The sequence below is a fragment of the Paenibacillus sp. DRB1-1 genome (genome assembly GCF_052119485.1).
Taxonomy (GTDB): Bacteria; Bacillota; Bacilli; order Paenibacillales; family Paenibacillaceae; genus Paenibacillus; species Paenibacillus polymyxa_B.
In genome coordinates, this window is record NZ_JBODQH010000001.1 from 2,793,637 (window position 1) to 2,807,869 (window position 14,233).

Genomic DNA, 14,233 nt, shown 5'->3' on the forward strand with positions numbered 1-14,233 from the left:
GTTGCCAAGAGTAGGGATGTTACCAGCATCCATGCTCTTTTTTAGTATATCCTTCTATCATTTAGTTGAGCACAATTGAATAACCGATGTAACTCATTTGGTGAAAATTTTAACTTCCTTTGGAGCAAGAGTTACGGTGATCGAGCCATTGTTAATCTGAACGGAGTCGTTGCTTAGCTGGTTGGTCAGGCGGGTTCCGTTGGACAGATTATCGAAGTTGCCAATCGTGCGGGTTTGGCTATTCCAGGAGTTGTTGATAAAGACGATGGCCTCGTCGCCATTTTTAGAGCGCTGAAAACTGTAAAAGGAGTCGTCCACCCATTTTTCCTTTTGGTTGCCGTTTTGCAGAGCAGGGTGGTTGTTGCGCACAGAGTTCAGCTTAGCGATGTACTGATACAGGTCATGGTTGGCGTTAAACACAACGTTTTCCCGGTTGGCAGGATCATCTCCGCCACTAAAGCCTTGCTCGGTGCCTTGATAGATGATAGGAATCCCGCGTGAGGTCAAAGTAAAGCCCAAGGCGGCCTTGAGCTGAGGCCATTTGTCATAGTTAGCACCCGGCTTGCCAGAGGCGTCATTCAGGAAACGTTTTACATCATGATTGTCGATAAATACACCGTTGGTCTGGGCATCGCGATAGTAACGATCATCTGAGTAGCGCTCCTTGATTTTCCTCATAGATTGATCGTGTCCGAACACATCCTTGATTGTATAATACATCGGAAAATCCAGCGCGGCATCGAGATATCGGGTATAATCGCCCACATAGGCGGGGTCGCCATGGAAAATTTCACCCATGGTGAAGGTATTGGCGGCTTGGTCAAAATCCTTCAGGAACCCTTTGGGTACATGCTTCACAGTGTCCACCCGCAGTCCGTCGACCCCCGACTCGTTCAACAGCCATTTGATCCAGTTTTTGAGCTCATTTGCTGTTGCAGGGTTGTCCTGATTCAGGTCATCTAATCCAGCCACATCACCGTTTTCGATTTTCGATTGGTTGTTGGAGCTGTAGTCTGCTCCTGTGATGTCGCCATTGTGATGATACCAGTCCGCTTTGTCAAAAGGAGCCTTGGCGATGCCGTTCCCAGGTTGAAAATCGCCGGTGTGATTGGGAACTACGTCCAGCATAACAGCGATATTTTTGTCGTGTGCCTTACCAACCAGCTCTTTGAACTTGTCCATGGTACCAAGATGTCCGTCTACCGCATAAAAATCATACGTATGATAGCCGTGGTATGCGTATTCGCTCTTTTGCATCGTTACCGGAGTAATCCAGATGGCGGTAAACCCCATATTTTTAATGTAGTCGAGCTGGTTAATAATACCTTGAAAATCGCCACCATGCCACTTGCGCTGATCGCTGTTGTTGGAATTAAAGCCACCGTAATTATCGTTGGATGGATCTCCGTTGCTAAATCGGTCTGTCATGATAAAATAAATGCTCTGTTTGCTCCAGTCTGTGTTGAGGGGAGTGGGCTTGGAGAGGATACCCAGATCTAAAGGAGTGAAGGCGCCCGAAGGCGCCTCCGTTTGAATAGTTACTTCAACTCCGTTAGAGTTGGGTACGTACGTAGAAGTGCCTACGTTTAAGGATGCACCCGAAAGTTCCACTGTTTGGATAGGTCCTACAACTTCGTTGAGGTTGGTTGTGTAGGTGGAAGTCCCTACGCTGAGGATGCTCCCCGAAGGTGCCCCCGTTCGGATAGTTCCTGCGGCTCCGTTAGAGCCGGGCGTATAGGTAGAAGTTCCCGTGCTGAAAAGGTAGTTCTTCGTGTTATTGCTGTCCCAGCTGTTATTGCCGTCATTAAAAGCGGCTTCCAGTTGGGAGGCAGACCCGATATCGACGGTAATTTTAGCATAGCCGCTAATCTCGGCATCCTGCATTTTCACACCAGGTACGGCAGTCCAGTTTCCGCCAGCCGGGCGGTAGTGAATGTAAGGCGAGTTAAAACCTTTTTTGTAGTATACCGTTACCTTGTTAGTTGTACCGCCGCCATCCCCGGGAACCGTGCCCGATGGAGCGCCTGATGTGATCGTTCCCGCATTGCCGCTGTTACCAGGCGTGTAAGTAGAAGTGCCCGTGCTGAAGGAGTAGTTTTTGGTGTTGTTGCTGTCCCAGCTGTTATTGCCGTCATTAAAAGCGGCTTCCAATTGGGAGGCAGACCCGATATCGACGGTAATTTTGGCATAGCCGCTAATCTCGGCATCCTGCATTTTCACACCAGGCGCAGCAGTCCAGCTTCCGCCAGCCGGACGGTAGTGAATGTAAGGTGAGTTGAAGCCTTTTTTGTAGTATATCGTTACTTTGTTACCTGTACCCCCGTCATTACCGCCAGGCTTGGCCTTGCTGATAATATACTGTTTGAATCCACTCATCTCACCGGTTGGTGAGCCGTCGTTGTTGACGAGATTGTTGAGGCGTAAAAGTGTAAAGCCATGATAACCGAACTTCGTGATTTTATCTTCAATTTTTTGGAATCCGCTGCCGCCAGTCGGGAGTGCATTTTCACCATTCAGGCGAACACCCTTGGCATTAGCGATCGAGGAGACGGTATCTACTAATGTGGACGGCAAGGAATAATTCGGTGCTGTACCACTGTCGTTCATCTCCAGTGCAGTAAAGGTCAAATCCAGATCCGCATCTTTGAACTTCTCGATGAGACGGTTGTAATCATAATATCCACCTGCTTGCTCTGTGCTGTGAGGCATGGTAGGATTGTTCATCTGCCAGTGCAGACCGGAAATCTTGGCTCCGATACGGACACCGAACACGGAATCGAAGTTTTTGTGTGCAGCAGCTCCGATGACGCCCAGATGCTTCTCAAGCACGCTTTGGTACCACGACAGAAAATCCTTCCCATACGTGGAATTATACCCGCCGTTCGTGTAAAATCCGTCCCCGTCAGTCGGCGGATTGATTTGGCTAAGGCTGCTCAGCTTGGTACCCCAGGCTGCATTAATCTTGTCCATTGATCCATACTTTTCATTCATGGCCGTGCGGAACGCATTTTTGGCTGTTTCAGTGTAGGCTTGGAATTTGCCCCGTGCAGGATAACTCCATCCCGCTGCCGGATAGTATGAAGGATATCGCAATTCTCCAGAGGGCCCACCGCTTAAATAAATTTTGGGAATGATGCTTTTGTAGCTAGCAAAGGTTTGAGCAAATGAGGCATATAGCTCGTCATATTGTTTACCAGTCCCGCTCCATAATGGAGAGAGGGCTTCGTTATTGGCGAAACCGTTTTCATCCTTGAACTGCATTTCATCTGCACTGCCCTTGCTAGACAGCCAGCTTGGCAGCGGGATGTTGCAATCATCCCCCACATTTCCCCCACACTTATGCGTAGAGATAATAGGAACCCACTTCAATCCCACTTCTTTTACGGCATCTGCATAGGTCTTGTAGTAGCTCCAATCGAACTGGTTGTCTCCTGCGCTCTCCACATGGCCCCACCAGACGTCGGTGGTAATGGCATATACACCGTTACTTTTCAGCGTTTGCAGTTGCTTTTTGAAGGCCCCCCAGTCATTAATTTTCGCCAACGGTCCCATGACAGAAGCTTGAAAATCTTCAGCAACCGCGGCACTCGCGGTATTGGAGGGTGAGCCAATGAAGGCGGTCAGAGATAGCACAAGGCTTAGCAGAATCAGGCACCCTTTGTTCCATAGACTTCGATACAAGGTCAAACCGATCATCCTCCCCAAAGCATAGTCTAATTCGACAACATTTTGTAAACGTCTACAAAAACAGTATAAAGCAAGCGGTTGCATAAAAAGAAGAATTTATTGCACACTCAGAGTGGACAAATATGACATTTTACGTAAGCAACCGTGTGCTTAAAAGTTTCCAGGCAAAAAAAATAAGGCATAGGTCTTAGTAAGACGCATGCCTTTTAGTGATGTGCGGATAGCCAATGCCAGTATAGGAGAAAGTGAACCTAAGCGTATAAAAGTCTTGTTCCAGTCTGTATGAAAGTATTGCAGAGGTGGCTTGTTTAATAGTTGCTTACTTAATAAATAGGGCGATTCTTCTGGTCGGCAATGCCGCTTTTACGGTAGAAATACGTATTGATCCGATCCCGCCATTCTTTGGCATGCTCAGCCTGATGCTCCAGCCGCTCCAGCACCTGTTCATACATGGCAGCATTCAGTTGCCCTCGTAGACTAACCCATGTGTCTCGGAGATGGGCCGCACGTTCTGCACCTTCAAAATGGGTATCATAGATGTGCTGTATGACAGTTTGGCCGGAGTGGAGCAAGTGTGTATAAGGAACATGGTGAAAGAATAAGAGTAGCTCATCCGGGCAGGTGTCCGTAGATTCGTAGATATCGGCAGGGGGAGAAAAATATTGTCCCGCATAGCCCGTTCCGGTTGCGGTCGTGCGATCTACCCCGATCCCCCGGCAATCAGCAAAATGGTAGGTGCCCCACATGGAATATTCGTACCCGTCTACATTCGGCCCATAGTGGTGATCAGGGTTGACCATCCAGCCGACCCCGAGGGGGGCGGTGTATGATTCGTAGATATTCCATGAATCGAGCAGCATCTGCTTAATGGTAGAAACTAAATTTATTCCGCCGTCGCTTTTTCCTGGTTTGCCAAACGTCAGCCGAACCCACTCATCAGCGATTTCGTCTGCGGACAGCTCTGGGTCCCATGCTAATCGACCGTAGCCATAAAGATTGGACTGAGCGAGCAAATGTCCAGTCCAATTGGTGTCTGCACCAATACTGGATACAGCAGCTATTCCATAGCTGGTTTGCTTGGGAGATTGCAGAGCGCCACTCACGATACGCTTGATGGTGGAGCCTTTTCCTTGGGCATAGGTGTCAAAATCCAATACCTCCTTCCATTGCGGAACAAGGTAACATAGATGTTTCTGTTGCCCGGTGTACTCTTGCGCAATTTGAAATTCCAGCAGTACCTGAGTGGATTCCAGCGCACCGAACAGGGGGGAGACAGGCTCCCGCACCTGAAAATCCATGGGACCATTTTTGATCTGTAAAATGACATTTTCCCGAAACAGCCCATCCAGTGGTTTAAAATGGTCAAAGGCTGCGCGAGCCCGATCTGTTTTGCGATCGCGCCAGTCCTGCTTGCAGTTGTAGACAAAGCAGCGCCAGATTACATGTCCGCCATAGGGCTGCAACGCCTCTGCCAGCATATTGGCTCCATCGGCGTGATTTCGCCCGTAGCTGAAGGGTCCAGGCCGATTTTCGGAATCAGCCTTGACCACAAAGCCACCCAAATCTGGAACGGCGGCGTAAACTTCCTGGGCTTTGACCTGCCACCATTTAGCTACAGCAGGTTCCAGAGGATCGGCAGTAGCTAAACCGCCTAGCTGAATAGGGCTGGCATAGTTAATGCTTAGGTAGATCTGTATGCCATAGGCGCGAAACACCGCAGCTACTTTAGCCACATCCGGTAGGAATTTATCTGTGATCAGCTCGGTTTCTACCTGATGAACATTTACATTATTAATGGATAGCGCCTGAATGCCTACAGAAGCGAGTAGACGGGCATAGTCTCGCAGGCGCTTCATATCTGTCGTAAAGGCATTATTATCGTAGAAAATAGATCGGCCGGCATACCCGCGTTCTACACTACCATCCATGTTATCCCAGTGATTAATCATGCGGATGGGATTTGTAGGGTTGGATAGTTGGTCTAGAATGGGTGCTTGAATTGATTCGTCAAAGGGTTTTAACTTCCCGTCAAGTCCTCCCTGCAGGTAGCGTAGCAGATGAAAGACTCCGTATAATACGCCTTTGGAGGTCTGCCCCGCGACTGTGACGAACTGCCCTTCGAACTCATCGCTACCGTGCGAAGCCGAATAGGCGGGATCTTTCATCCCTATCCCGCGAATTCGGTAGCCTTCGGCACCTACTTCGGCCTGTTCCTCTGCGCTGAATCGTTCTGCGACCAAAGGATGCTCTGGGAACGTACCCAGCGCAATGAATGGCGTATTCACAGGAACGGAGCTGATCTTCGGCTGCTGTCCAAACATGGAGGTCAATCCGTGCTGAAGCTCACTCGCAGCCGATTGAAGCACTTCATCTGTCCCATGGACCACGATGACCTTGCACCAAGCGGGCAGCTTTTCTACCTTACTATTGCGGCTGTAATGCAGCCAAGCCGCATAGCCGCTCTCTTTTGGCATATCCATCAGCTTGCTCATATTGGAGCCTCCTTTTGGGCAGGTGAAGATGATCCTCAGACATGCTGTTTCTGATCCTGACTCATATGCTGAGGGAGAGTCAGACGGTTGCCGTTGCCTTCATACATCCACAAAATAGCGGTAACTCCGCGCGGATAATATTTACTGCCGTGAGCAATACCGGAGAGTATCTGATCGCTCCAGCACCAATAGGATTCTTCAGGGTGAAGGAGCCATGAGGCATGGGCAGCGTCTGCGGCCTGCCCAGCTTCTTCCCAAGGCAGCTCCAGCAGCTCGCGGGCAATAAACTGTGACAGATAGATTTTGCTCAGCCAGGAGTTGTTACTGGTCGAGGACAGCTTCCAGCCTCCGTCTTCAAACAGACAAACTCCCGGTACCAGTACAGTTTCCAAATGACGCCGCAGTGCTTGGATATATCCACCGAACCGTCCATCAGGCTTAAGCGCAGCCTCACATCCTGTAAAGTAAGGGAAGATCAGCCCCTCAATGGCAGGAATAATCTGCGAATCATTACCTTCCTTAATAACTGCAGGAATATAGCCCTTGTCTGTCATATGTGCTGTGATCGCTGCTGCGCATTTGTCCGCCTGTGAGCCAGCCTCCTGTGAGAGGGAGTTAAGCCCTTTTGAGGCAAATATCTTTTCCAGTGCAACATATACTGCCCAGCATTTGCTGCCTAGATAAATGTTGTTGCGGGACTGACCCAGAGATACGTCCAGACTGTCGTAGGTCGTAATTTCCGCGCCTCCCCGGGTTCTAGAGCTGTCCAAGCCCATCAAGCCGTTTCGTTGTGCCGGGTCGGGGTGATCCCGCCGCAGCATGCTTTCGAAACAGTCACACAAGACAGGCAGCATACGTGTTGTAAATGACTGATCCTGTGTCTGCTCGATATATACCGTAGCGCAGCAAAGCCAGTTCACCAGTTCCTCATGGCTCATGTAAGAGAAGCAGTCGTCAATCCCAGCCAGCTCATAACAAGAATACCCCTGCCGGGAGAACACGTTTGCCACGCCCATATCATGCGTAAACGTGATACCACCGGTATAGGTCTGTTCCTCTCCCGGAAAGCGTACCTCATCCCGATAGCTGTACCTTTGGACAAACCACTCCAGCTCGTTGCGTACCGTCCATGGATTTAAAATCAATTCATAGTAGAGCTGATCTGCCGTCAAATCGAGTGTATTCATCATCCGATACTCGCCTTCGTTCACAACCCAGATCGGTTCTCCGTCCGCTTGGTGACTCAGCAGTTGGGTGCTGCCGTAATAGCTGTGAATCGCCTGAGCGAGCATAAATTCCTGATCCGGGCTCAGGTTGGCCGACTCCATCCAGCGATTAGCCTGAACACAGGCTGCGGTGAGATCTGTAAAATGCTTCAACGCATAGCTTCCCACGTCTTCAATATCCTTGAACAGCTGGGTATAGTAATACGATGCTTCGAGGCCTGTTGTCACAATGCCGCCACGATAAAAGCATATGGCGAAGGCGTACGTGCGCTTCTCACCTGCGGGAACGTCCATCAGAAGCGCACCCGTCGCGCCCAGGCCAAAGGATAAATTCTCGGCCATGGTCTCTCCAAGCAGTTTCTCTATTGTAAATCCGCTGGCAGGCACTGCTTCACTGCTGTTGGTCACAATGGCTGTGCTGCGTCCTTGGCCGATGCCTGTAAGTCTTTCTTCTAATTGGGTAGAATCCGTAGCGTCCCTACGCGGATCTTCTCCTATAATGCGTATGCCGCTATACGGATCACTGCCCTGATAGCCGAAAAAAGCTCTTCGCGCTGCAGTCCCCTGTGTGTTATCGACGGTTAGCTCGGCGAATACCGCCGGGACCAACGCTGCCCGCAGCTCATCCATACCTGCGGTTCCCGGCTCGGGCACCGGGCGAACAGGAGAGTACAGCCGGAACGTCAAATCGCCCGCCTGCCATGTATCCGTTCCTACTTTTAGCTCACGGGTAATGTCTGAATCGGCAAAGGCGATAAGCTGCGGTTCCGTTCGTTTACCCTTTTTCTCCACGTCGTAGCGGGCACTTTCATCCTGTGTGGATGCAAAAAAGGGAAGCGCCTCGTATACTCCGCCATCTCTGGATTGCAGCCCGATATATACATTTTCATCGGCAGGCTTACCCAGCTCCAAACCAAGTCCGCCGCGATTACCCTTAAACCCAAGTGTAAAGCTGGAAAAAGAACCGATAGGTGCATGCTGTGTGTTATAGAATATATTTTTCGACATATGATGAAACCCCTTTCATGATAAAGTTTAACTTTGAGTAACTTCACTTAGAGCCTAGCATGTCATGTGGTGGGGAACCATTGTCAAATCGCTCAACTATTTATCCAAATCGCGCTGAAAGCGATATACTGGAGTATATCCATGCAAGTAAGCCAGGAGGGAAAACATGTCGACATCACGTTTACCGAAGCGCCCCCATCATCCAGACCTTACAGTTGCCGGAGAGGAATTCTTTTTTCCCGATGTGCGAACCACAGTCAATTTGTTTGCTATTCATACACGAAGTGTCGGAAGAGAGTGGAGATATCCGCTACACGAGCATCCTCAATATGAGATTAACATCGTGCTTGCGGGAGAACAGATCATGGTTGTAGATGGTCGCAGCTATACCCAGCGACAGGGTGATCTGGTGCTGCTGCGACCGGGGATTGTCCACTCCAGCTATAGTAACGGAGAGGGATTTACGTATTTTTGTATGCATTTCGACATTGATGATAAGCTGTTTCTCTCGCTCCTGAGTCGTCTGGAGCAGGTGCTGTTTCCAGCTGAAGGAACAGTGGCAGGGCAGATGGGACCAGCGCTGGGCAAATTGCTCGATCTTTCAACGCCGGAAGACATAGGAGTAGGTAGTGATTCGGTGGCAAAGCGAATGCGGATTCAATCTGCTGTGTTTGAACTGTTCGCAACGTTGTGGGAGGCTGTATCCAGTGAAGCGGCCCATCTGCCGGAGCGTGGATATGTGCAGGCAGAGCTTGCCCATCAGATTGCCAGTCGTCTTCAGGGCAGAGTGAATCAGCCTTATGGACAGGCTGGCTCGGTGGAAAAGCAGGATGGGATCGAGGGGATTTCATCCGAGCTAGGTATTAGCGTGTCCCATTGTAATCGTGTATTCCGTAGCGTTTTCGGCGTATCTCCCCGTGTATATCTATCCGGGCTTGTGCTGCATGAGGCCAAGTTGCTGTTGGCTGATCCGCAATGGTCGGTGCAACAAATTGCCGATATGCTCGGCTATGGGGATATTGCGCATTTTAGCAGACAGTTCAAGCGCTGGTCGGGCCAATCGCCGACATCCTATCGCAAAAGCACGGTGCAGGAAAGCCCATTCGAATAAAAATAAGTATGTCTTTAAAATAGTTATGATATAATCCTTATAAAGGAGCTGAGAATAATATGAATTTATATAATCAACGTGTCGTCGTGATTGGCGGCAGTGCAGGTATAGGGCTGGCAACAGCCATAGAAGCAGCAAAGCAAGGGGCAAGCATTGTGATCGCTGGGCGTTCCGCGGAAAAACTGGAACAGGCGAAGAAGGTCATCCCTGCCGAATCGGTGGAAACCTTCCAACTGAATAATCAGATAGAGGAAGAGGTTCAAGCATTTTTTGAAAAAGTCGGAGCATTCGACCATCTGTTTACACCGGGAGCAAGCTACACGCGTGGTCCGATCACGATAGATACGGAAAAGGCTAAAACCCCGTTCGAGGGGAAATTCTGGCCGCAATATTTTGCTGCCAAGCATGCGGTACCACATATCTCCAAGGACGGCTCGATCGTCCTCATGTCCGGAGCTTTCAGTCAACGACCGATGGGGTTTGGTGCTACATATGGAGCGGCTAACGGCGCGATTGAAAGTTTGGGCAAGGCGTTGGCAGTAGAATTGGCCCCAGTACGGGTTAATGTCGTATCTCCTGGCACGATCTGGAGAGACGGCCCTGAGGGTGAGCAGCGGGCACAGGCTTTTGAGGAATACAAGGAAGTAACCTTGCTCCGTCGAGTGGGGTATAATGAGGAGATCGCACATACTGTGTTGTATCTGATGACGAACAAGTTTACCACCGGAAGCGTGCTGTTCCCGGATGGCGGTTATACGTTGATCTAATCCGACAGGCAGGAATCAATTTTCAAACAAAAACCGGTTCAACACCATACAAAGTGTTGAACCGGTTTTTTATGATAACAGGCTTGGCCCTCTTGCAACTCTTTAGCTTTGTACATCTAACCCTTTATATTTTCGCAAAATACGTGGGTAAATCACTTTAGACCCGATGCATACCATCGCCAGCATGGCGAACAGCAAACCGCTCCATAGCGTCCCATGGATCCCCGCTCTGACCATAAACCACCCCCCTGCCAGCGAGCCCAGTGAGACCCCTAGGTTAATAAACGAGATATAAAGACTGTTGGCAAACGCGGGAGCTTCTTTGGCCTCATCAATCACCCAAATCTGGGCGACAATCAGTCCGCTGGTATGAACGGCCCCCCACACGATAATGATGAAGAGCGTAGGGATAAATGAAGAACTGATCCCGTACAACAGCAAATAGGTGCCTCCCAAGGCTACTGGATGAAAAAGAGCGGTGCGTACCTTATGCAAGCCCATGAGCTTGCCAGCCAACAGATTGCCGAGCATACCGCCGATGCCGAAAATAATAAGCAGAAAGCTGATAACATTGCTGCTCATCCCTGTATTTTGCCCCAAATATTCGGCAGAATAGCTATACACCGAGAACATGGCTGCAAAAATAAAAGTAGCCGCCCCGATATTGAGCCACAGCGACGCCTTACGCAAAATACCAAGCTGCTTCCGATAGGAGAACATTTCGGCTTGTGGTGTATCCGGCAGCATAAATAAAATACCGATCCCTGCAATCCCATTCGCTACCGCAGTAAACCAGAAGGAGGCCTCATATGAAAATTGATTGGCGATATAAGCCGTAATTGGAATACCGAGTACCATCCCCATGCTCGTGCCGAGAAAGGCTTTGGCGGAAGCTTGCGTTGCTTTTTCCGGGGGATACAACGCAGTGGCGGCGACAAAGGCAAGCGAGAAATACACCGGGTGAAACAGAGCCGGAATGATACGTAAAATTACTAGTAGATAAAAGTTTGATGTATAGGCTGACAGCAAGCTTGTTACGGCAAAAACAAACAACGACATTGTCATGATTCGTTTGCGGTTAAACCTGGACATCCATAGCACCATGAAGGGACCGAACAGCGCGATGATCAATGCAAATGAACTGACAAGAAACCCGGCCTGGGCTGCCGTAATATGAAAACGTTCAATGATGACCGGCAAAATGCCAACGACACCGAACTCGATCGTGTATACGCCAAATAGGCCAAGCGCAATGAAAAGCAGGGGCTTACTATATTTCATTAGTTTCATTCCTTCTCCACTTCTTCCTGCTTTACGTCCTTGATTTTGTATGCTAATATTTCATTAAATCATAAAATAATAAGGCAATATTCGGAATAATACATAATAATAATTGTGTTTTTGTAATATTACCTTGGACTTAAGGAGATGGATTTGATGGATCAAGTGGATCATAAAATTTTGTTGTGTCTACAAAACCAGGCGCGTATCTCCATGACCGAGCTGGGTAAGGAGGTTGGACTTTCCCAGCCTGCCGTAACGGAAAGAGTGCGGCGCATGGAGGATAAAGGTATCATCGCCGGGTATCGTGCCATAGTTTCACATGAGAAAGTTGGAAAGCCGATCATGGCTCACGTGCTCGTGCACACGAATCAATGCAATTCATTTGTTGAGTTTTGCCAATCTGCACCTGAAGTCATTGAGTGCCATAGAATCAGCGGCGAGCAAAATTACTTACTGAAAGTCATGGTTGAGTCTATGCTCAAACTGGAGCAGTTCGGGGATGAGTGTGGAAAGCACGGGCACTCTACCACGTTAATTGTCCTGTCCTCGCCTGTGAACCATAAACATGTAACTCCCACTTTATTAGACCCTATTTGAGCTATCGTAAATGGCTTGGCAAAGCTCGGTTGTAAACGGACCTGACATCCCTTCAAATGCTGTATTGGTAAAGGCGACCACACTGAGTCTTAGTGCGGGATCAACGAACCATGAATGACCGTAAGCTCCTCCGAGACGCCACGTTCCGGGTGATTCTGCTGTTCCGCTTTCGTCGGGATTTTGGAGTACGGTGAATCCCAGTCCAAAGCCCCGCCCCGGCCAACCTGCCAAGGGGAGGTTCCCGGTCTGGATGGTGCCCATTTCACGGACCCATTCCTCTGAAAGTAACGGATTGCCGCCGTTTCGCAGTGTTTCCAGCAGCAGCATGAAATCTTTTGCGCTGCCGATCATACCAGAGCCACCAGAGTGGAAAGCCGTGGGATCAAAGGCTCGTGCAGGCTGAAAACGAAGTCCAGCGGTGCCTTCAAAAACCTGCGCAACCTCAAGCTCGCGCATCCGCCGGGGTTCTGATATATCGTTGACATAAGGAGCCGCAAGCCGTCCGGCATCCGCGACCGCGAAACTGGTGTCGTGCATACCGAGAGGTTCTGTAACGAGTTTTTTAACAGCTGCATCAAGGGTTGTGCCACATACACGGCTAATGATCGCGCCGAGCACATCAGTAGCAATCGAATATCCCCACGCTTTACCCGGTGCATATAACAGAGGCGCAGAAGCCAAACATTGCAAGTTCTCTTCCAGCGTAAGATTTGAAAAATCCATGCCATCTGATACGCCTGCACGATGATAGGGACCGCCGCCTTCTTCCTCTAAAAAGCCATAGGTCAACCCGGCAGTATGTGTTAGCAATTGGCGTACTGTAATGGAGGGCTGCTCACCACTGATTAATCGGGGGCGAAAGTCGGGCAACCAGCGTTCAATAGATTCATCGAGCTTAATCAATCCTTGGGCTGCCAAAACCAAAGCCGCAGTCGATACAATCGGTTTGGATACGGAAGAAAGCCGAAATAAAGCATCCTCATGCATAGGACGTTGTTCTTCTCGATCAGCCAGCCCCGCCGCTCGGACATACACGGGTGAACCATCCATATATATCATGACGACTGCGCCGATCAGGCGCTTCTCAGCAAGGGTTTGATCTATAACTGCATTTACACGTCCGTCCAGACCAGCTTGTATCGCAAAAACTCTATTATCCAAACTCATAAATATCCCATCCTCTCTATGATCCAGCGGTTATCGCTTGATGGAACTTAGTTTACAGGATGGGAAGACGACATTACATAAGGTAACAAAGGTGTTCAGTGAGTATTAACGTTAAAATAAAATTATATTAAAAGAATGGCCTTGGATTTAAATGAATGGGATTTAACAAGAAGTTATGCTGCGCTTTACAGTGGCTTTTTAAGTTGAGATACGTTGAAAATAGGTGGTAAAATTTACAACAAAGGGGGTTTTATTTATTGAGGCTTGTATCGCGTAATAAGTTGGCTTGCTTGGTTGTCCTAGGAGGGATTTTGACCGTAATTGCAGGTTTTGGAGGGGATAAGGAACCTTATAAACTTCCCGATAAGCCCAAAGAGGCTGCTGTCTCGACATTTTCAGAATATATGAACGCTTCTATGAGTCGCGATTACGATAAGATGATTTCACTGTCTGATGATTATCGCTTTAAAACAGAACAGGCACGGCTTAACTTTCTAAAAGCTCAGGGAACACCGATTGATTATCGTATCGTGTCTATGGATGATTTTAACCCTTCAAAGGTTGTTGTTTCGTCGATAACGAAGTATGAGGATATGGAGTTACCTCCCATTAAGCATATTCTTGCTTTTGAGGAAGGAAAGTACCAACTACAAATGAGAAATGTTGTGATCAATATGACTCCTTCATCACCTGACTACAGAACGGTCGAGTACGAGCCTGAGAAGGTAGATAATATTTTGGAAAATAATTTCAAGTGATTTTAATTTTTCGATTTTCTAATCAAACGGTCCAAAGCGTATCCAATGAGATACCAGAAAACTAGTGTAGTGAAGTAAACAATGGCTATGGGGATGTCTGCCTCTCGCACAAATCGAAATGATTCATACATCCAAA

The 14,233-nt window shown here is 48.8% G+C and carries 9 protein-coding genes; 4 read left to right on the forward strand and 5 right to left on the reverse strand.

Annotated elements, in window-relative coordinates:
* Positions 1-93: 93 nt before the first annotated feature.
* The 3 genes from ACQW03_RS12365 to ACQW03_RS12375 form a co-directional block, all read right to left on the reverse strand.
* Positions 94-3,687 (reverse strand): family 14 glycosylhydrolase, encoded by a 3,594-nt coding sequence (locus tag ACQW03_RS12365; protein WP_441949910.1) that lies wholly within the window; start codon positions 3,685-3,687, stop codon positions 94-96.
* A 323-nt stretch (positions 3,688-4,010) separates the two neighbouring features.
* Positions 4,011-6,179, reverse strand: coding sequence for an alpha-glucuronidase family glycosyl hydrolase (locus tag ACQW03_RS12370; protein ID WP_441949912.1), 2,169 nt, complete (start codon positions 6,177-6,179; stop codon positions 4,011-4,013).
* A gap of 35 nt (positions 6,180-6,214) precedes the next feature.
* The gene (locus tag ACQW03_RS12375) at positions 6,215-8,413 is read right to left on the reverse strand and encodes a glycoside hydrolase family 52 protein (protein ID WP_441949914.1); all 2,199 of its coding nucleotides are present in this window, start codon (positions 8,411-8,413) and stop codon (positions 6,215-6,217) included.
* A gap of 166 nt (positions 8,414-8,579) precedes the next feature.
* Here ACQW03_RS12375 and ACQW03_RS12380 point away from each other — a divergent pair, with 166 nt between their 5' ends.
* Together ACQW03_RS12380 and ACQW03_RS12385 are read left to right on the forward strand one after the other, a co-directional pair.
* The gene (locus ACQW03_RS12380) at positions 8,580-9,524 is read left to right on the forward strand and encodes a helix-turn-helix domain-containing protein (protein ID WP_071643863.1); all 945 of its coding nucleotides are present in this window, start codon (positions 8,580-8,582) and stop codon (positions 9,522-9,524) included.
* Between the two features lie 59 nt (positions 9,525-9,583).
* Positions 9,584-10,291 carry an SDR family oxidoreductase gene (locus tag ACQW03_RS12385; protein WP_441949917.1) on the forward strand — a complete coding sequence of 236 codons (708 nt, stop codon included), beginning with the start codon at positions 9,584-9,586 and terminating at the stop codon, positions 10,289-10,291.
* Positions 10,292-10,393: 102 nt separating this feature from the next.
* On the opposite strand, the gene ACQW03_RS12390 is transcribed toward ACQW03_RS12385, so the two are convergent.
* Positions 10,394-11,572: an MFS transporter gene (locus ACQW03_RS12390; RefSeq protein WP_076292786.1), complete on the reverse strand. Its 1,179-nt coding sequence runs from the start codon at positions 11,570-11,572 to the stop codon at positions 10,394-10,396.
* A 156-nt stretch (positions 11,573-11,728) separates the two neighbouring features.
* Here ACQW03_RS12390 and ACQW03_RS12395 point away from each other — a divergent pair, with 156 nt between their 5' ends.
* On the forward strand, positions 11,729-12,172 hold the full coding sequence (locus ACQW03_RS12395) for an Lrp/AsnC family transcriptional regulator (RefSeq protein WP_025724086.1): 444 nt from the start codon (positions 11,729-11,731) through the stop codon (positions 12,170-12,172).
* Here ACQW03_RS12395 and ACQW03_RS12400 read toward each other — a convergent pair.
* A complete protein-coding gene (locus ACQW03_RS12400) occupies positions 12,158-13,339 on the reverse strand; it encodes a serine hydrolase domain-containing protein (protein ID WP_441949920.1) in 1,182 nt (393 codons plus the stop codon). The genes ACQW03_RS12395 and ACQW03_RS12400 overlap by 15 nt on opposite strands.
* A gap of 311 nt (positions 13,340-13,650) precedes the next feature.
* Here ACQW03_RS12400 and ACQW03_RS12405 point away from each other — a divergent pair, with 311 nt between their 5' ends.
* Positions 13,651-14,097: a hypothetical protein gene (locus ACQW03_RS12405; protein WP_441949922.1), complete on the forward strand. Its 447-nt coding sequence runs from the start codon at positions 13,651-13,653 to the stop codon at positions 14,095-14,097.
* Positions 14,098-14,233 lie beyond the last annotated feature (136 nt).